This is a genomic window from Streptomyces sp. NPDC060184 (assembly GCF_042728795.1).
Lineage (GTDB): Bacteria > Actinomycetota > Actinomycetes > Streptomycetales > Streptomycetaceae > Streptomyces.
The window spans coordinates 36,093-53,297 of record NZ_JBHWYX010000046.1; the positions used below are offsets into that span (position 1 = coordinate 36,093).

At 72.8% G+C, this 17,205-nt stretch carries 18 protein-coding genes; 9 read left to right on the top strand and 9 right to left on the bottom strand.

Going from position 1 to position 17,205, the window contains the following annotated elements; all coding sequences use genetic code 11:
- Positions 1-9: 9 nt before the first annotated feature.
- Positions 10-2,493, top strand: a complete 2,484-nt coding sequence (locus ACFWEE_RS26175) for a GTPase-associated protein 1-related protein (RefSeq protein WP_386892656.1) — start codon at positions 10-12, stop codon at positions 2,491-2,493.
- A gap of 26 nt (positions 2,494-2,519) precedes the next feature.
- On the opposite strand, the gene ACFWEE_RS26180 is transcribed toward ACFWEE_RS26175, so the two are convergent.
- Positions 2,520-3,098 (bottom strand): TIGR03086 family metal-binding protein, encoded by a 579-nt coding sequence (locus ACFWEE_RS26180; RefSeq protein ID WP_386892658.1) that lies wholly within the window; start codon positions 3,096-3,098, stop codon positions 2,520-2,522.
- Between the two features lie 229 nt (positions 3,099-3,327).
- Between ACFWEE_RS26180 and ACFWEE_RS26185 the strand changes: the two genes are divergently transcribed.
- The gene (locus ACFWEE_RS26185; protein WP_386892659.1) at positions 3,328-3,759 is read left to right on the top strand and encodes a DUF2267 domain-containing protein; all 432 of its coding nucleotides are present in this window, start codon (positions 3,328-3,330) and stop codon (positions 3,757-3,759) included.
- A 462-nt stretch (positions 3,760-4,221) separates the two neighbouring features.
- Positions 4,222-5,751 (top strand): SulP family inorganic anion transporter, encoded by a 1,530-nt coding sequence (locus ACFWEE_RS26190; RefSeq protein WP_386892661.1) that lies wholly within the window; start codon positions 4,222-4,224, stop codon positions 5,749-5,751.
- A gap of 92 nt (positions 5,752-5,843) precedes the next feature.
- Here ACFWEE_RS26190 and msrB read toward each other — a convergent pair whose 3' ends face one another.
- From msrB to ACFWEE_RS26210, 4 genes are all read right to left on the bottom strand, one after another.
- Complete coding sequence (gene msrB, locus ACFWEE_RS26195) at positions 5,844-6,248, bottom strand: peptide-methionine (R)-S-oxide reductase MsrB (RefSeq protein ID WP_386892662.1); 405 nt, start codon at positions 6,246-6,248, stop codon at positions 5,844-5,846.
- Between the two features lie 14 nt (positions 6,249-6,262).
- The gene (gene murC / locus ACFWEE_RS26200; protein ID WP_386892664.1) at positions 6,263-7,663 is read right to left on the bottom strand and encodes a UDP-N-acetylmuramate--L-alanine ligase; all 1,401 of its coding nucleotides are present in this window, start codon (positions 7,661-7,663) and stop codon (positions 6,263-6,265) included.
- Between the two features lie 58 nt (positions 7,664-7,721).
- Positions 7,722-8,174: an indole-3-glycerol phosphate synthase gene (locus ACFWEE_RS26205; RefSeq protein ID WP_386892666.1), complete on the bottom strand. Its 453-nt coding sequence runs from the start codon at positions 8,172-8,174 to the stop codon at positions 7,722-7,724.
- 250 nt (positions 8,175-8,424) lie between these two features.
- On the bottom strand, positions 8,425-9,210 hold the full coding sequence (locus ACFWEE_RS26210) for a pyrimidine reductase family protein (protein WP_386892667.1): 786 nt from the start codon (positions 9,208-9,210) through the stop codon (positions 8,425-8,427).
- A gap of 37 nt (positions 9,211-9,247) precedes the next feature.
- Here ACFWEE_RS26210 and zapE point away from each other — a divergent pair, with 37 nt between their 5' ends.
- From zapE to ACFWEE_RS26230, 4 genes are all read left to right on the top strand, one after another.
- The gene (zapE, locus tag ACFWEE_RS26215; protein WP_386892669.1) at positions 9,248-10,339 is read left to right on the top strand and encodes a cell division protein ZapE; all 1,092 of its coding nucleotides are present in this window, start codon (positions 9,248-9,250) and stop codon (positions 10,337-10,339) included.
- A 117-nt stretch (positions 10,340-10,456) separates the two neighbouring features.
- Positions 10,457-10,882, top strand: a complete 426-nt coding sequence (locus ACFWEE_RS26220) for an OsmC family protein (protein ID WP_386892671.1) — start codon at positions 10,457-10,459, stop codon at positions 10,880-10,882.
- Positions 10,883-11,210: 328 nt separating this feature from the next.
- On the top strand, positions 11,211-12,671 hold the full coding sequence (locus tag ACFWEE_RS26225) for a nucleobase:cation symporter-2 family protein (protein WP_386892673.1): 1,461 nt from the start codon (positions 11,211-11,213) through the stop codon (positions 12,669-12,671).
- Between the two features lie 116 nt (positions 12,672-12,787).
- The gene (locus tag ACFWEE_RS26230) at positions 12,788-13,651 is read left to right on the top strand and encodes a polysaccharide deacetylase family protein (protein WP_386892703.1); all 864 of its coding nucleotides are present in this window, start codon (positions 12,788-12,790) and stop codon (positions 13,649-13,651) included.
- Positions 13,652-13,839: 188 nt separating this feature from the next.
- Here ACFWEE_RS26230 and ACFWEE_RS26235 read toward each other — a convergent pair whose 3' ends face one another.
- Both ACFWEE_RS26235 and ACFWEE_RS26240 read right to left on the bottom strand, forming a co-directional pair.
- Positions 13,840-14,034: a hypothetical protein gene (locus ACFWEE_RS26235; RefSeq protein WP_386892675.1), complete on the bottom strand. Its 195-nt coding sequence runs from the start codon at positions 14,032-14,034 to the stop codon at positions 13,840-13,842.
- A 59-nt stretch (positions 14,035-14,093) separates the two neighbouring features.
- The gene (locus ACFWEE_RS26240) at positions 14,094-14,771 is read right to left on the bottom strand and encodes an AIM24 family protein (protein ID WP_386892676.1); all 678 of its coding nucleotides are present in this window, start codon (positions 14,769-14,771) and stop codon (positions 14,094-14,096) included.
- Positions 14,772-14,866: 95 nt separating this feature from the next.
- On the opposite strand from ACFWEE_RS26240, the gene ACFWEE_RS26245 reads away from it, so the two are divergent.
- Positions 14,867-15,667, top strand: a complete 801-nt coding sequence (locus ACFWEE_RS26245) for an aminoacyl-tRNA hydrolase (RefSeq protein ID WP_386892678.1) — start codon at positions 14,867-14,869, stop codon at positions 15,665-15,667.
- Positions 15,668-15,826: 159 nt separating this feature from the next.
- On the opposite strand, the gene ACFWEE_RS26250 is transcribed toward ACFWEE_RS26245, so the two are convergent.
- Positions 15,827-16,051 carry a hypothetical protein gene (locus ACFWEE_RS26250; RefSeq protein WP_386892709.1) on the bottom strand — a complete coding sequence of 75 codons (225 nt, stop codon included), beginning with the start codon at positions 16,049-16,051 and terminating at the stop codon, positions 15,827-15,829.
- On the opposite strand from ACFWEE_RS26250, the gene ACFWEE_RS26255 reads away from it, so the two are divergent.
- Positions 15,966-16,235 (top strand): hypothetical protein, encoded by a 270-nt coding sequence (locus ACFWEE_RS26255; RefSeq protein ID WP_386892705.1) that lies wholly within the window; start codon positions 15,966-15,968, stop codon positions 16,233-16,235. The genes ACFWEE_RS26250 and ACFWEE_RS26255 overlap by 86 nt on opposite strands.
- Before the next feature lie 342 nt (positions 16,236-16,577).
- Here the strand turns inward: ACFWEE_RS26255 and ACFWEE_RS26260 are convergent, their stop codons facing one another.
- On the bottom strand, positions 16,578-17,156 hold the full coding sequence (locus ACFWEE_RS26260; RefSeq protein ID WP_386892680.1) for a TetR/AcrR family transcriptional regulator: 579 nt from the start codon (positions 17,154-17,156) through the stop codon (positions 16,578-16,580).
- Positions 17,157-17,205: the final 49 nt, after the last annotated feature.

The following is a 17,205-nucleotide window of genomic DNA, read 5'->3' on the forward strand; positions in this document are numbered from 1 at the left end:
GCCCCGGGCATGAGCCTCGCGCAGTTGCACTACACCTCGGCCGCTCCGGGGGACGAGGGGACGGTGGGACGGTTCACCGCCGTCGCCCCCCACATACCCACGGCACTGCTCCCGGAGATCGAACCCCTGCTGGGGTACGAGCCTCCGAGGGACGTGCCGTTCCTCCCCACGGACACCGAACTCCGTTCCATGCCGCAGGCGTTCAGTTTCACCCAGCTCTCGGACGGCAGCAGACTGCTGGCCCGGGCGGTGCCGCTGGCCGCACCGGGCGGGTCCGGCGACCTCCGGTTCCACACCCACGCCGTGCTGCTGCCGGCCGGGGCGCGCCTGCCGGGCGACCGGCTGCCGATCGCCGCGTGGCGCTCGCCCCGCTGGGTGTCCGTCACCCCCGGCGGCGCGATACCCGACCCGCTCACCTCGCCGCACGCCCACCCCGGCCTGGAGCGTGAGGCACTGGGCGACTTCGCGGTCTCCCGGGGCCCGTGGCTCGCCGCCGTCTTCGCCGATCTGCGCCGGGTACGGGTGGAGTGCGCGTCGGGCGCCACGGCGCCGGTGGCACTGGTGGAGCGGCAGAGCGAGGACGTGGCCCGCTGGATCGGGCTGGCCTCCGCGGTGCTGCCGCCGGACCACGCGGAGCAGCTGACGTTCACCACGTACTCCCGGCGCCCCTCGCTCGCCCCTCAGCAGGTCGTCGGGGTGCTCCCGGAGGACGCCCATCTGCTCGACGCCGCCGAGATCCGGGTGCATGTGTGCGGCGTCCCGAACGGCCGCCCGTCCCCGGCGTCCGGTGACGCCTGGGCCGAGACGGCCGCCCGCGTCTGGCGCAGCCGGGCACCCGAACTCTTCCACAGGGCACGCGCGTTGCACGGTGAGCCGTTCGCCGCGGGGCCGTTGGCCGTCACCGCACTCTGTGCCGGTATCACCCTCGGACCCGACGAGCGTTCCACGGCCGCCGACTGGGCGGCGGAGCGGCCGTACGCACTGGACGAGGAGCAGACCCGCAAGCTGGTCGACGCGCTGACCGCACCCGGGCTCGACGACCGCACCGGCGGTGAATTCGACGCGGTGGGGCGGCTGTTCGGCGCACTGGACGGGAGGTCCCCGGCCACCACGACCGCTCCGCTCGCCGCGATGCTGGTGACCGAGGCGGTACGCGGCGGCAACGGCTCCCTCGTGCTCCCCGACCGGAGCGCCTTCGCGGGCCCCGGGGGCAAGGCCGTCTCCGACGCCCTCGCACCGGAGATCCTCGCCGAACTGGGCGGCGCGGGGACCGCCTTCGACATCGCGCGGACCGTTCAGCTCCTCAGGGTGGCGCGGCTTCTGGGCGTCGACTGCGCCGAGCTGCTGCCCTCGGTCGTGGAACGGGTCGCCCCCGCGCTGCCGGCCGCCTCCGACTTCTCCTGGGGCCCGGCCCTGCTGGAGCTGCTGGACGAGCAGTTCGACGTACGGACCGCTCTGCTGGTGGCGCTGGACCGGATCGCGCCGGACGATCCCGCCGCCATGGAACGGCTGTTGGGCCGGGTGCCCCTCCCGTTCACCGGGACGCAGTCGCTGCCGCACCTGCGGATGTGCGCCGAGTCGCGGGCGATCAGGGCGAGTTGCGGCGACGACCGGAGTGCCGCGCTCGGCCGGGTACTGCGGACCGCGGGAATCTCGCCGTTCGCCGAGCCGTTGGTGCTGCGCTCCGCCGTGGGACTCGTCTGGGCGGACCGGGGCCCCACGGCCGGGGAGGCCCGGATGCTGCTGGAGGCGGCCACCTCGGACGCGCACCGCAGCGCGGGCACCTGGTCGCACCTGGTCGGCGCGGCACTCGGCGCGGCGGCCGGGGACGCGGACGCGGCCGATCTGGCGCACGATCTGCTGCGCGGCTTCCCGCACCAGATCCTGGGCCGGGAGCGCGGGGCCCTGCTGCTGCTGGACTTCGCCCGCGCGATGCGCGGGGCCGGTGCCGCCCCGGAGGCGGACGGGGCGCGGGTGCCGCCGGACGAGGCCGCCGCCGGGGAGGGGTGGGCGGCGCGGCTGCTCGCCCTGCGTCCGGCCGCGGAGCCCGTGGAGCCGGGCGTCCTGGAGCACGCGTCCGGTGCGCTCGCCCGCCGCCTGCTGGCGCCGGAGCGGCCGGAGGAGGAGCTGTACGCCTTCGTGCACACCGACGACCCTGACCTGCTCGCCGCCTACGACGGGGCCGCGCGGGAGGAGCCCGTACTCGCCCGGCTGCGGTCCGACCCCGCGTTCGCCGCCGACTGCTATCTGACCTGGAGCGCGCATCCGCACGCGGGTGCGCACTGGACGCGTACCAGCGGCGCCCTGCTGGACGAGGTGCTGCGCCCCGCCGTGCGCGAGCTCTCGGCGGCCGGGGTCCAGGCGGTCGAGGAGGCCGTCGGGCGGGCCGGCAGCAGCGGCCGGACGGAGGCGTTCCGCTCCTGGAACCGGCGCCCTGCGGGCCCGCTCGGGCGGATCGGCCGCCGGCTGGCGGGCAAGGTGCGCCGCCCCTGACGGGACCGCCCGACCCCGGACCGGGTTCAGGCGGACGCCGGGGCGGCCCCGGGATCGCGTCCGAGGAAGGCCACGAAACGGTCCAGGGCCGGGGCGTCCTCGGCGACCGGCACGATCTCGCCGAACGCCTTCCCCTCGCCCCGGAATTGCGGCGGGAGCGTGACCCGCGCGCGTTCCAGCACCTGGGCCGCCTCCTCGTCGGTGAAGGGGACCGGCTGCCCGGTGGCGACGGCGAGGTCCCAGCCGTGCCCCAGGTACTCCATCAGCGCCATGTTGAAGACCATCGGGCCGGGCAGCTCGCCCTTCATGACGCGGACCTGGCGGTCGAATCCGTGGTTCCGCCAGCCCGCGACCAGCCCCGCGGCGGCGGCCCGGAACTCACCGGCCGGGTCGCTCCCGCAGACGTGCTCCGCCGGGTCGCCCTCGTACGGGCGGTCCCCGCACCCGGCCTCGAATACCCGGAGCCACCCCACGAGGTGGTTGCGCAGCGCCTCCACGTCGTAGGCCGCGCAGGTGGTCGGCAGGGAGAGCTGGTCGGGCCGGACGCCCTCCACGAGGTCCCCGGTCCTGGACAGAATTCCCGCAAGGAGATCGATGTCGTTCATGGCGGGACTCTACGAGCCCGTGGGGCGGGACCGGCAGCGACGCCACCGGTGAACCGCCCGACGCCCCGTCAACGGAAGGCCGGGGCCCACTTCCAACCCGCATGTGTGAGGTGGCCGGGTGGGGGTAACGGCTGAACACCAGCCCCGCACCCCGCGCGCACGGCTCCGTACGTTTCTTCTCCGGCGCGGGCGAGAAGGCCACTGCGACGAGAGAGGCGACTGCCGAACGATGCAGAACACGACTGACTCCACCCAGTGCGTTCCGGCCATGTCCTACACCCTGATGCTCGAAAAGGTCCGCTACGACGGCGCGTACCCGACCCGGGAACGGGCCGAGGAAGCGGTACGTCTCGTACTGGGCGGGCTCGGCGGGCAGTTGGCCGGGGAGGAGCGGGAGATCCTGGCGTCCCGGCTCCCCGAGGAGGCCGCCGCCGTCTTCCTCGCCGGCAGACCCGAAACGCCGCTCACCGGACGCGACTTCGTCACCTCGCTCGCCCTGGCGACCGGCGCGAGCACCGCGACCACCCGCTGGGACACGGGCTCCGTCCTGACCACGGTGGCCCAGCTCGCCGGCCCCGACCTCCTGGCCCGGGTGCTCCGCGCGCTCCCCCAGGGGTACGCGCTCCTCTTCGGCCGCGCGGAGCTGGCCCGCGCCGCCTGACCCGCGCCCACCCACCACCCGCGCGGCCCGACCCACACACCCACGCCGCCCGACCCGCCCGGCACGGGCCGTCGCACGGCCCCGCTGCCCGTGTGACGGCCGCCACCGAACCCTGCCCCGCCCTCGGGGTAGGGTTTTCGGCGTGGTGAAGGTACGCTCCGCGCGCCCGCGCCACCGCACCGGGGCCGACGCCGCCCCCGGTGGAGGTCCGGTCCCGCGAGGTCCCGTGCCGGGGAGAGGCGGGGCGCGCGAGCCGTGAGCCCGCCGCTGCCCGTCCGTCCCGAGCCTCTCGCGCCCGGCCCGGTCCGCACCGGCCTTCCCCGGGTCCGACCGTTCCCCTCCGCTCACGGTCCCGGCCACGGGTCCGACCGCGAGGTGCCGTCCCGGCGCTCCGCGCCCCGACGCACGCCCTCGGCCCTGCCCGATCCGTGGTGTGCCCGAGCACGACAGGTCCGCACTGCCTTGTCCTTCACCGTCCCCCCTGCCCCCGCCGTCTCCGCCGGTTCCCCGGCCGGGCGGCTGCGCGCCCTGAAGCCCGACTGGCTGGGCGACCCGAAGGTCTGGCGCACCGAGGTGCTGGCCGGTCTCGTGGTCGGCCTCGCGCTGATACCCGAGGCCATCTCGTTCTCGGTCATCGCCGGGGTCGATCCGGCGGTCGGCCTGTTCTCCGCGTTCACCATGGCCGTGGTGATCTCCGTGGTCGGCGGGCGCCGGGCGATGATCTCCGCCGCCACCGGTGCGGTGTCCCTGGTGGTCGCGCCGCTCAACCGTGAGCACGGCTTCGGCTACCTGGTCGCCGCCGTGATCCTCGCCGGGGTCTTCCAGATCGTCCTGGGGGCGCTGGGGGTGGCGCGGCTGATGCGGTTCGTGCCGCGCTCCGTGATGGTCGGCTTCGTGAACGCCCTGGCGATCCTGGTCTTCATGGCGCAGGTCCCGGAGATGCGGGACGTGCCCTGGGCCGTGTACCCGCTGATCGTGGCCGGTCTGGCGCTGCTGGTGTTCTTCCCCAGGGTCACCGCGGTCGTCCCGGCCCCGCTGGTCTCGATCGTGGTCCTCACCGCCTTCACCGTGGCGGCGGGGATCGCGGTGCCGACCGTGGGCGACCGGGGCGAGCTGCCCTCGTCGCTGCCGGTGCCGGGCCTGCCGGACGTACCGTTCACCCTCCATACGCTGACGACCGTCGCACCGTACGCGCTCGCGATGGCGCTGGTCGGCCTGATGGAGTCGCTGATGACGGCGAAGCTGGTCGACGAGATCACGGACACCCGCTCCGACAAGACCCGCGAGTCGGTCGGCCAGGGCATCGCCAACATCGTCACCGGCTTCTTCGGCGGCATGGGCGGCTGCGCGATGATCGGCCAGACGATGATCAACGTGAAGGTGTCCGGGGCGCGCACCCGGCTGTCGACCTTCCTCGCCGGCGCGTTCCTGATGGTGCTCTGCATCGTGTTCGGGCCGGTCGTCTCCGAGATCCCGATGGCCGCCCTGGTCGCGGTGATGGCGATGGTCTCGTTCGCCACCTTCGACTGGCACTCCATCGCCCCGAAGACGCTGCGGCGGATGCCCGCCGGGGAGATCGCCGTCATGGTGGTCACCGTGGTGGTCGTCGTCGCCACCCACAACCTCGCCATCGGCGTGGTCGTGGGCTCGCTGCTCGCGACGGTGGTCTTCGCCAAGCGGGTGGCCCAGGTCGCGGACATCACCGCCGTCACCGACCCGGACGGCACCACCGCGGTCTACCGGGTGACCGGGGCGCTCTTCTTCGCCTCGTCCAACGAGCTCGTGGGCCGCTTCGACTACGCGGGCGACCCGGAGCGGGTGGTGATCGACCTGTCCGCCGCGCACGTCTGGGACGCCTCGTCGGTGGCCGCCCTGGACGCGATCGCCGCCCGCTACGCCCAGCGGGGCAAGACCGTGGAGATCACCGGGCTGAACGAGCCGAGCGCCCGTCTCCACGAGCGGCTCAGCGGGGAACTCGCCGGGGGCCACTGACCCGCACCCGGGTACGCGTCGAGGGCCGGAGCCGCGCGGGCTCCGGCCCTCGACGCGTACGTACCCGGCGACGGGCACACACGCCGGAACCGTCAGGCGTCGGGCGTCAGCTTCAGGGAGATGGAGTTGATGCAGTAGCGCTGGTCGGTCGGGGTCTCGTACCCCTCACCCTCGAAGACGTGGCCGAGGTGGGAGCCGCAGCGGGCGCAGCGCACCTCGGTGCGGACCATGCCGTGGCTGGTGTCCGAGAGGAGCTCGACCGCGTCGGTGTCCTTCGGGTCGTAGAAAGAAGGCCAGCCGCAGTGCGACTCGAACTTCGTGTCGGAGCGGAACAGCTCGGCCCCGCAGGCGCGGCAGGAGTAGACGCCCTCGGTCTTGGTGTCCGTGTACTCGCCCCGGAAGGCGGGTTCGGTACCGGCCTGGCGCAGCACCGCGTACTCGGCCGGGGAGAGCTCTTCCCGCCACTGCTCGTCGGGCTTCTCGATGTCGTACGGCACGGTGGCTCGCTCCCTCACTTCGACAGCTGGTCCAGGATGCGCGGGCCGAGGTCGGTGACGTCGCCCGCTCCCATGGTGAGAACGAGATCACCCGGCTTCGCCATTCCCGCGACGACCCCCGGGACGTCCGCCTTGTCGTGCACGGCGGTGACGTCGGCACCGGCCGCCCGGGCGGCGTCGATGATCAGCTCGCTGGTGACGCCGGGAACCGGGTCCTCGCGGGCCGGGTAGATGTCGAGCACCACGGACGCGTCGGCGAGGGCGAGGGCCTGGCCCATCTCCGTGCCCAGCTCCTGGGTGCGGGAGAAGAGGTGCGGCTGGAAGACGACGAGGATGCGGGCGTCGGCCGCCGCGCCGCGCATGGCCTCCAGGTCGGCGGTCATCTCGGTGGGGTGGTGGGCGTACGAGTCGATGACCTGGACGCCCGCGGCCTCGCCCTTGAGCTGGAGGCGGCGCTTGACCCCGGTGTACGCACCGAGGGCGGAGGCCAGGTTGTGCGCGGGGATGCCGAGGGCGACGCCCGCGGCGAGGGCCGCGACGGCGTTGTGGGCGTAGTGGCGGCCGGGCACGGAGACGGTGAAGGTGAGGAACCTGCCGTTCAGCAGGACCGTGACCTCGCTGGTCAGGCCGCGCGGGGTGACCTTGTGGACGCGCACGTCGGCGGTCTCGGACGCGCCGTAGGTGACGATGTTCAGGTCGGCCCCGGCGTTCTCGCGCAGCCGCCGGGTGAGCTCCACGGCGCCGGGCTGGTCGGCGGCGACGACGAGGGTGCCACCGGGGACGATCTTCCCGGCGAACTTCTCGAAGGACTCGTAGATCTCGTCCATCGAGGCGTAGTTGGCGTGGTGGTCGAGCTCGACGTTGAGGACGATCGCGACCTCGGGGTCGTACTTCTGGAAGCTGCGGTCGCTCTCGTCGGCCTCCGCGACGAAGACGTCGCCGCCGCCGTGGGCGGCGTTGGTGCCCGGTCCCTCCAGGTCGCCGCCGATGGCGTACGAGGGGTCGAGGTTCAGCGTGGAGAGGGCGACGGCCAGCATCGACGTGGTGGTCGTCTTGCCGTGGGTACCGGCCACGGCGATGGCGCGGGTACCGGTCATCAGCGAGGCGAGCGCGTCGGAGCGGTGCACCACGGGGACGGAGAGCTCCGCGGCGCGCACCAGCTCCGGGTTGTCGGCGCGGATGGCGCTGGAGACGACCACGCAGGTCGCGTCCGGGGCCAGGTGGGCCGCGGCGTGACCGATGTGGACGGTCGCCCCCAGCGCGCGCAGCGCCTCGGCGGTGCCGGACTCCTTGGCGTCGCTGCCCGCCACCTCGGCGCCCCGCTGGGCGAGGATCTTCGCGATGCCCGACATTCCGGCGCCGCCGATGCCGATGAAGTGCGGCCGTTCCATGGCGGCAGGAATACCGGGTGCCATGCGTGTTCTCTCCCTGAAGTCGGTCGTGGTGCCGGTCGGCCCGGCGCCGGTGCCCAGCCTATTCGCTGTGCGCGAAGAGCTTGAGCACCGGGACGCCGACCTTGTGGCGGGCGCGGGAGGCCCAGTCGCGGTGGAAGAACTCCTCCACGTAGTGCGGGGCGGTCAGCACGATGACCTCGTCGGCCTCCGCGTCGTCCACCACGGTCTTGAGGACGTCCAGCGGGTGGTCCTCCACGACCTGGCCGACCGCTTCGGAGCCCGCCGCCCGCAGGGCGCGCAGCGAGTGTTCGAGGGCGAGGCTCGCGGGTTCGAGCGCGTCCTTCCCCTCGGGCTCCTCGCCCTCCCGGGCGGCGTCCCGCAGCTCGCCGAGCGCCACGTCGTCGATCGCGCGGAGCAGCACGTCGGCCTGGTCGCCGCGCGGCTGCATGAGCACGATGAACGAGATCCGCTCGTCGCCGTGGAGGGTCGTGACGAAGTCGACGTCCTCGGGGGTGAGCGGCTTCTCGATCATCAAAACGCTTGTGAACACGACGGGCGCCCTTCCGCTTCTTCATCCGGCCGGCCTCGTGGGGGCCGCTGCTGAAACCATCCTTCCCCGTGATCGCACGGAGATTGCAGAGGTAAGTGTGCCCAGCGGAAGCCAAGCGGAACGGTAAATTCCGTTAAAGGTCGACCGGAGTCGCGCCCGTTCCCCGGGCCGTCCGAAGCCCGTGCCCGGACCACCCGGGGACGGCGGCACCGGGCGGCGGCACCGGGCGGCCTCAGGGGCGGCGGTACCGGGTGAAGAGGAACCCGTCCTCCTCCAGCAGCCCCGCCAGGACGAAGCGTTCCGGCACCGGTACGGACGGGCCGCCCGCGATTCGCTGCGCCTCGCCCGCCGTCAGCACCGGTGAGACGGTCAGACAGAGCTCGTCGAGGACGCCCGCGGCGACGAACTGGCCGAGCAGCCGGGGCCCGCCCTCCGTCAGCTGCCGGTTCAGGCCGAGGGCGGCCAGCTCCCGGACGGCTCGCGCGGGGTCGACCCGGGTGCCCTCACCGGCGACCACCACCCGGGCCCCCGCCTTCCGGGCCGCGGCGACCCGGTCGGCCGGTGCGGCCGACCCGGTGAGCAGCAGGGTCGGGACCAGCGGCTCGGTGTAGAGCGGAGCCGAGAAGTCCAGGTCGAGGCTTCCGCTGACCACGGCGACGGCGGGCGCGGACGTCTGGCCCGCCGCCGCCCGCCGCGCGGCGAACACCTCACGGGCGCGGGCGGGCCGGTACCCCTCCGTACGTACCGTCTCGGCGCCGGCGATCACGACGTCGGCGAGGCCCCGCAGGGTGCCGAAGATCCGCATGTCCGAGGGGGACGAGATGGCCTGCGAGCGGCCGTCGTGCTGGGCGGCGCCGTCCAGGGTGGTGACCATGTTGGCGCGCAGCCAGGGCCCCGGACCGGCCGGGTAGGCGTACGCCGCGGCGAGCTCGTCGAAACTCCACTCGCGGTCGTCGGGACCGGCCGGGGCGGGAGCGGCGGTGACTGTCAGGTCCGTCACAGGGAACAGGCTTCGCATGTCAGGCAGTGTGGCACGGCCCTTAAGGTTGACCGTTGTGTCGTCCTCCACCACCGCTCCGGGGGAAAACTCCCTCACCGGCGCGGCTCCGCTGTCCTTGTGCGCCCGCCGGCCGCACGTCCCCGCCGACCGCCTGGTCGCCGAGATGGTGCCGCCGCCGCGCTTCGATTCGGTGCGTTTCGCCACGTACGTCCCCGACCCGACCCAGCCGAGCCAGAGCGAGGCCGTCACGGTGCTCAGCTCCTTCGCCGCCGGTCTCGGCGGGGCGTACGCGTCGGGCGAGGGCAGGCGGCGGTGGTTCGCGAAGAAGCCCGCCGCTCCGGCCGGGCCGCGCGGTGTCTACCTCGACGGCGGGTACGGCGTCGGCAAGACCCACCTGCTCGCCTCCCTCTGGCACGCCACCCCCGCCGAACCGGCCCTGAAGGCGTTCGGCACGTTCGTGGAGCTGACGAACCTCGTCGGCGCGCTGGGTTTCCAGCAGACCGTGAAGACCCTGAGCGGGCACCGCCTGCTCTGCATCGACGAGTTCGAGCTCGACGACCCGGGCGACACCGTGCTGGTCTCCTCGCTGCTCAGCAGGCTGGTGGAGGCGGGCGTCGCGCTGGCGGCGACCTCCAACACGCTGCCGGGCAAGCTCGGTGAGGGCCGGTTCGCCGCCGCCGACTTCCTCCGGGAAATCCAGGGTCTCTCCGCGCACTTCCGTCCGCTGCGGATCGACGGCCAGGACTACCGGCACCGGGGCCTGCCCGAGGCCCCGCCGCCGTTCGACGACGAGCAGGTCACCAGGGCCGCGTACGCCACCGCGGGTGCCTCGCTGGACGACTTCCCCGCGCTCCTCGGCCACCTGGCCGAGGTGCACCCGAGCCGGTACGGCGCCCTGACGGACGACGTGAGCGCGGTCTGCCTCACCGGTGTGGTGCCGGTGCCCGACCAGTCCACGGCGCTGCGCCTGGTGGTGCTCGCCGACCGGCTGTACGACCGTGAGATCCCGGTCCTCGCCTCGGGCATACCCTTCGACCGGCTGTTCAGCGACGACATGCTGAACGGCGGGTACCGGAAGAAGTACTTCCGGGCGATCTCCCGGCTGACGGCACTGGCCCGGGACGCAAAGGGGCTGGTGGCGCAGTAGGTTCGTGGGGGTGACGGCGCGACTCCTCCGGGTGGCCGCGTCGTTCACCGGTTCCACGGCACACGAGGTGCCGCGGAACCACGCGATTCTCGCTCACCTTTTTTGAAGGGATTCACCATGGCTACCACGCGTACGGCGCACACGGTCTGGAACGGCAACCTGGCCGAGGGCAAGGGTGTCGTCTCGCTCGACTCGTCCGGCGTCGGCGAGTTCCCCGTCTCCTGGCCCTCGCGCGCCGAGCAGGCCAATGGCAAGACCAGCCCGGAGGAGCTCATCGCCGCCGCGCACTCCGCCTGCTTCTCGATGGCTCTGTCGCACGGCCTCACCGGTGCGGGCACCGCTCCCACCAGCCTGGAGACCAAGGCCGACGTGACGTTCCAGCCCGGCACCGGGATCACCGGCATCCACCTCACGGTGGTGGGCGAGGTCCCCGGTCTGGACGAGGCCGGCTTCGTCAAGGCCGCCGAGGACGCCAAGGCCAACTGCCCGGTCAGCCAGGCCCTGTCCGGGACGACGATCACCCTGACGGCCACCCTCGCCTGACCGCCCGTCCGGTCCCGGGCCACCGCCGCCCCGTTTTCGCGGGGCGACGGTGGCCCGTTCGGCTTTCCGGGGCGGTGGGCCGTACCGCTCTTCCGGGGCGGTGGGCCGTACGACCGCGGGCGGGGCACCGCCACGACGACGTACGGCTGCCGCACGCCTGCCGCACGGGGCGCCCTCGCGACGACCCGTCAGGGCACCGGCCGCGCACCGGAGACCGGCCCCGCGCCCCCGCCCTCCGTAACACCCGCGTCATCGCACGGCCGCGCGTTCTCAAAGAACGGCTGGCTCAATGCACTCCAACGCAGCGGCCCGCACAGGAGGACATGACATGGACGTATCAGACCCGGACGTATCGGACCCCGCACCGGTTCCGCCGGGGGAACGGGATGTCCATCCGGTCGACCGGCGCCCCTCCCCGGGCAGGCTCGCCGCCTTCGGCTTCCAGCACGTGCTCGTCATGTACACCGGCTGCGTGACCGTGCCGCTGGTCTTCGGCGGCGCCGCCGGGCTCGACGTCTCGACCATCGGACTGCTGATCAACGCGGACCTGCTGGTCGCCGGGTTGATCACGCTGATCCAGTCCCTCGGCATCGGCAAGGTGCTCGGCGTACGGCTGCCGGTCGTCACGGGCGCCACCTTCGCGTCGGTGACACCGATGATCCTGATCCAGGGCGAGTACGGCATGCGGGCCGTGTACGGGTCGATGCTGGCGGCCGGGCTCTTCGGGCTGCTGATGGCCGTGCCGTTCGCGCGGCTGGTCCGCTACTTCCCACCCCTCGTCAGCGGCGTGGTCATCACGGTCATCGGCCTCTCGCTGATCGGCGTGGCCGCCGGGCTGATCACCGGCAACGATCCGAAGGCCGCCGACTACGCGTCGGGGACCCGGCTCGGGCTGGCCGCCGGGGTGATCGTCTTCATCGTGCTCTTCAGCCGCTTCGTCAAAGGGTTCGCCGGGCAGATAGGCATCCTGATCGCCCTGGTCGTCGGCACGGCCGTCGCCGTCCCCCTGGACCTGACCGACTTCTCCGGCGTCTCGGACGCCGACTGGCTGGGGCTGGCGACACCGTTCCACTTCGGCTCCCCGGAGTTCCCGGTGTCCGCCGTGGTCTCGATGTGCGTGGTGATGCTGGTGATCTTCACCGAGTCGACCGCGACCATGCTGGCGGTGGGCGAGGCGACCGGGCGGCCCCTCACGGACAAGGACCTGGCGCGCGGTCTCGCGGCGGACGGGCTGTCGGGCGTGCTCGGCGGCGCGATGAACTCCTTCCCGGACACCCTCTTCTCGCAGAACGTCGGGCTCATCCGCCTCACCCGGGTCTCCAGCCGGTACGTCACGGCGGTCGCGGGCGGCATCCTGGTCGCGCTCGGTCTGGTCCCGAGGCTCGGCGAACTCGTCGCCGCGCTGCCCGGCCCCGTGGTCGGGGCCGCCGCCCTGGTGCTGTTCGCCACGGTGACCATGGTCGGCGTGAACACCCTGCGCCGGGTGGACCTGGACCGGGGCCAGAACCTGACGATCGCGGCGGTGGCGCTGGGGATCGGGCTACTGCCCGAGATGTCCGAGGGCATCTACGCGAAGTTTCCCTCCTGGGTCCAGATCGTGTTCGGCAGCGGCATCACGGCGGCGGCGTTCACCGCGTTCCTGCTGAACCTGCTGTTCCACCACACGCCCTGGGGACGTGAGCCCGGGGCGGACGACGGGGCCCCCTCCCCCGCGACGGAGGGCGAGCCGGTCCCGGCAGAGGCCGCGTCGTCCGATCGGGGCGCCCCGAGCGCCGCGCAGACCAGCTGACCCATATAAATCATATTGTCCGATATTTTCCGTGCGTGAATACCTCCCCGCGGAAAGTCCCAGCACGGAAAATCTCGCCTCTGACCGGTTCTGTGTGTCTCGCCGGTCTGGCTGTTCTGAGTGGGGTGCTCGCCGGATGCGGCAGTCCGGGCGAGCACCCCACCACCACGCGACCGGACCACGGCAGCGCTCCCTCTTCCTCCGCGTCCGCCTCCGCGCACCCGGGCGCGGGACGGCCGGACCCCGGGCCCGCCCCCACCCTCGCGCCGGGCCCCGAGGGCCGCACCCCGGTCTTCGAACGTCGGCCGGAGAAACGGGCCCTGACGGACGAGAAGGTCGTGGCGCTCACCTTCGACGCCGACATGACCGCCGACGAAGGGGACCGGGCGGCGGCGGGCGAACCGTTCGACAACCCGCCACTGATCTCGCTGCTGCGCCGCCTCAAGGTCGAGTCGACCGTCTTCATGACCGGCCGCTGGGCGGAGGAGTACCCGGACCAGGCCCGGGCGATCGGTACCGACCCGACGTTCGAGATCGCCAACCACTCGTACAGCCACTACGCCTTCACCTCCCCCTGCTACGGCCTGCCGACCGTGGAGAAGGACGAGATGAAGGGCGAGGTGGAGCGCGCGTTCGCCGCCTTCCGCAAGGCGGGGGCGCGCAACGTCGTCCCGTACTTCCGCTTTCCCGGCGGCTGTTACGACGACGAGGCGCTGCGCGCGCTGGCACCCGAGAAGGTGACGGCGGTCCAGTGGGACGTGGTCGGCGGCGACGCGTTCGCGACCGACTCGGACGCGGTCGCCCAGCAGGTACTGGACGGTGTGACCCCCGGCTCGCTGGTGGTCCTGCACTGCACCCGCAGCGCCGCCCCGGCCACGGAGGAGGCAGTACGCCGGATCGTCCCCGAACTCCGGGCGCGCGGCTACCGGTTCGTGAAGGTGTCGGAGCTGATGCGGCCGTCGACCGCCCCGGGAAGCTGACGGGTCGGCGGGCGGGCGGCCGGCGGCCGGTCCGGGCGCGCCCCGGGCCGGGTCGCCCGCCGGTCGTCCCGCCTCCCCCGCCCGTCCGGCCTTCCCCGCCCGTCCGGCTCTCTTCCCGCCCGTCCGGCATTCCTCGTCCGTCCGGCCTCCCCCGCCCGTCCGGCCTTCCCCGCTCGTCCGGCTCCCGATCAGCCGGAGCAGGCGGCCCGCCCGGCCTCCTGCCAGGCGCAGACCGGGCAGAGGGTGGCGCCCTTCGTCGACTCCGGGTACTCCGTCGGCTTCTGGCAGAGCACGCACGCGGCGTACGGCCCTTCCGCGTCCGCCGGTACGACGGGTCCGAGAGCGGCGGGTCCGGTGGTCGCGCAGTACGTGTCGTCGTCCATGGTGCCGAGCGTACGACGGTCCCGCGCTCCCCTGCCACGGCCCCCGGAGGCCGTCCCGGTCAGCTGGACGACGCCTTCTCCGGCTTCAGCTCGCTCGGGCGCACGATGACGAAGCCCTCACCGTCCAGGCGGAGCTGGACCGCCTCGCCGGAGCCGCCCCGCACCATCGAGCCGAAGCTCTGGGAACGGTGCAGCGAGGTGGCGAGCTGGGCGCTCCAGCCGACGACGGCGTCCGTGTCGACGCAGACCGGCGCCTGGGGCGTGACGGGTATCACGATCGGGTTGCCGTCGCAGATCAGGCCCAGCTTCCCGTAGCCGCTGAAGACGCTGTTGAAAAGGCCGCCTCCGGTCATCCCGGCGCCCTTCACCGTCTTGATCTCGTACGCGAGCGTGGAGTCGAAGCAGAGGACGTTGCGGCCGTTGATGGTGAGCACGTCGCCGTGCTCGATCTCGACGATGAAACAGTTCTGCGCCTCGTGCGCGAACCACGCCTCGCCCTGCCCCCGGACCGCCATCAGCGGCAGCCCCTCACCGGTGACGGCCCGCTTGAGCATGCCGCCTATCCCCTGCCCCTTCCGCTCGAACTGGAGGTTGCCGCGGAATGCGATCATCGAGCCCTGGCGGGCGTGCATCTCCCCGTTGACGGCGTACTTGATCGATTTGGCGTTCTGCAGCGTCATACCGGGGACGGTGGCCTGCTGCGCCATGTGCTCGCTGGAAAACAGATCGCTCTTCATGCGCCGCATCCTCGCCCGGAGCGGCCCGGGATACCAAGGGGCCCGCCGCCCGGACGGGTACCCGGCCTGTCCGAGGCGCCTGGCAGACTGGTTCCGTGAGCAGCGACGACATCCCCGCGACGGCCCCGACCGCGACCTCCCCGACCCCGGCTGCGGCCTCCCCGGTCGAGTCCGCCGGACCGCTTCCGGCGGACAGCCCGTTCCGGACCGAGCCGACCCCGCGCGACGAGGCGCCGCAGTTCGTGCTGCCGCTGGTGGTGCACATCGAGAAGACCGACCCGCCCGCCCGCACGGACGCGCTCCGCACGGCGGCGCGCGCGGTGCTCACCATCCTGGCCGACGACCGCGCGCTCGGTGAGGGCGAGTGGGCGCAGGCGATGCGGGACTGGCAGGACGCCCGGATACGCAAGGTGGTGCGGCGGGCCCGGGGCGCGGAGTGGCGCAAGGCGTGCACGCTGCCCGGGATCACGGTCACCGGGGACGCAGCCGAGGTGCGCGTCTACCCGCCGGTCCCGCTGGACGGCTGGCCCAAGGAGCTGGCGAAGCTCCAGGTCTCCGGCACGGACCTGGACGACCCGGAACCCCCGGCCGCTCCGGACACCACCGGCCCGGTCCTCTGGCTCAATCCCGAGCTCGGTATGTCCGCGGGCAAGACGATGGCGCAGGTCGGCCACGGCGCGCAGCTCGCCTGGTGGGAGCTGACGGACACGGAGCGCAAGGCGTGGCAGGAGGCGGGCTTCCCGCTCTCGGTGGCCACCCCGGACGCGGACACCTGGCGTCGTCTCACCGTGAGCGGTCTGCCCGTGGTACGGGACGCCGGTTTCACCGAGATCGCTCCGGGCTCCTGCACGGTGATCGCGGACCACCCCGCGCTGCGGGCGCGCGCGGCGGACTGACCGTGGGGGCGGGACGCCGGGGTCATCGGAATCGCACCTCCGCCCGGCTGACCGCCGCAGGCGAAGGACGAAGTGACCTGCGGTTCCAGGGCGACGACGCAGGCGTGTCGCCATCGGATCAGCACTCTGTCCGCACCCAGCGGGAGGCTGACGATGTTTTCACCGGGTACGCCGGTACGCCGGCCCCACTCGCGGCATGATGAACCTCATGGCGCCTATCTCCTCCCGCACCGTCCGGGGTTCCTCGCTCTCCCTGTGGTCGACGGACTCGTTCCTGTCCATCGGCTCCGTCGGGTCCGTGCTGTCCATCGGTTCGGTTGGCAGCGCTCTGTCCGTCGGGTCGATCGGCTCTTCCCTGTCCGTCGGCTCGATCGGCTCTGCCATGTCCCTCGTTTCACTGGGGTCCATTCAGAGCACCGGCAGCGCGCTGTCCATCCAGGCACGACGCTCTGTACTGGCCATCGGCTCTCACCGCGTGATCAGCTCGCGGGGCACGCTCGCACTGCTCGGATCGGGCGCACTCGCCCTTGCCGGCGCACTTGCCCTGCACACACGTACCAGGCGGTGACCCGTCCGAGACCATCAATTTCGGTGCCGAGAGAACTGCCTCGCTGACAACCGTCGCGCTTCGGCTCAGTGATGTGTGACTGATTCCCCATGATTCTTGTCAACCCGGTGAGCCTGTGGTGCGCCCACGGAATCGGCCCCGGGCCTCCCGATCGCACGAAGGACTGGAATCAACCCGCCAACGCGGTCAGGAGTGCGTCAGTTGACGAGTTGAACGCCGAGCACGGGGCTGCGCGGAGGGCGGGCGCCTCCACGCGCACGGAGGGCACCGGGACAAGAACAGTCGGACCGTCCAGCGGCGGGGGCCCGAGGGCCCCCGCTGTATGCCCGCCGGGACGGTGTGTCAGACCACGACGAGCCGGTCCACCAGCAGCTCCACCCTCTGCAGGGCATCCTCCGGCAGCAACCGTCCTGCCCGGGTCAGGGTCGCGAGGCCGTGCAGGGACGCCCAGAACACCTCGGTGAACAGCCCCGGGTGGACACCGTCCCCGGCGACCTCACTCAGGCTCTCCAGTAGCGCCGCGAAGGCGTCCTTCAGCGGCTCCGGGGTGTCCTCCTGCGCGTACGCGAGGCCGCCGTCGAGCTGGAACAAGGCGTCGTAGACCGCCGGGTTGCGTGCGGCGAAGTCGAGGTAGGCGCGGGCGAGCGCGGCGACCTGCTCGCGCGGGCCGTCCGCGGCGGAGGTTGCGGCACGCACCGCCGCGGCCAGCTCGGCAGCGCCCTCCAGGGCGACGGCGCCGATGATCTCCCGCTTGCCGCGGAAGTGGCTGTAGAGGACGGGCTGGCTGTACTCGATGCGCTCGGCGAGCCGACGGGTTGTGACCGCGTCCCAGCCCTGCTGCTCGGCGAGGTCGCGGGCTGTCGCAACGATGAGGCGCTCGCGCTCCGCCCGTTCACGCTGCTTGCGTTCTTGTACCGACATGACTCGAATCCTAGCACCGCTAGACAATCAAGCGGCAGCAGCGCTAGCC

What these genes read in the sequence shown, in the direction of transcription:
- ACFWEE_RS26175 (WP_386892656.1), top strand. Translation starts at nt 10, where the DNA reads ATGAGCCTCGCGCAGTTGCACTACACCTCGGCCGCTCCGGGGGACGAG.
- ACFWEE_RS26180 (WP_386892658.1), bottom strand. Translation starts at nt 3,098, where the DNA reads ATGAACGACATCGATCTCCTTGCGGGAATTCTGTCCAGGACCGGGGAC.
- ACFWEE_RS26185 (WP_386892659.1), top strand. Translation starts at nt 3,328, where the DNA reads ATGCAGAACACGACTGACTCCACCCAGTGCGTTCCGGCCATGTCCTAC.
- murC (WP_386892664.1), bottom strand. Translation starts at nt 7,663, where the DNA reads ATGGCACCCGGTATTCCTGCCGCCATGGAACGGCCGCACTTCATCGGC.
- ACFWEE_RS26205 (WP_386892666.1), bottom strand. Translation starts at nt 8,174, where the DNA reads ATGATCGAGAAGCCGCTCACCCCCGAGGACGTCGACTTCGTCACGACC.
- ACFWEE_RS26210 (WP_386892667.1), bottom strand. Translation starts at nt 9,210, where the DNA reads ATGCGAAGCCTGTTCCCTGTGACGGACCTGACAGTCACCGCCGCTCCC.
- ACFWEE_RS26220 (WP_386892671.1), top strand. Translation starts at nt 10,457, where the DNA reads ATGGCTACCACGCGTACGGCGCACACGGTCTGGAACGGCAACCTGGCC.
- ACFWEE_RS26225 (WP_386892673.1), top strand. Translation starts at nt 11,211, where the DNA reads ATGGACGTATCAGACCCGGACGTATCGGACCCCGCACCGGTTCCGCCG.
- ACFWEE_RS26235 (WP_386892675.1), bottom strand. Translation starts at nt 14,034, where the DNA reads ATGGACGACGACACGTACTGCGCGACCACCGGACCCGCCGCTCTCGGA.
- ACFWEE_RS26240 (WP_386892676.1), bottom strand. Translation starts at nt 14,771, where the DNA reads ATGAAGAGCGATCTGTTTTCCAGCGAGCACATGGCGCAGCAGGCCACC.
- ACFWEE_RS26250 (WP_386892709.1), bottom strand. Translation starts at nt 16,051, where the DNA reads ATGGCAGAGCCGATCGAGCCGACGGACAGGGAAGAGCCGATCGACCCG.
- ACFWEE_RS26260 (WP_386892680.1), bottom strand. Translation starts at nt 17,156, where the DNA reads ATGTCGGTACAAGAACGCAAGCAGCGTGAACGGGCGGAGCGCGAGCGC.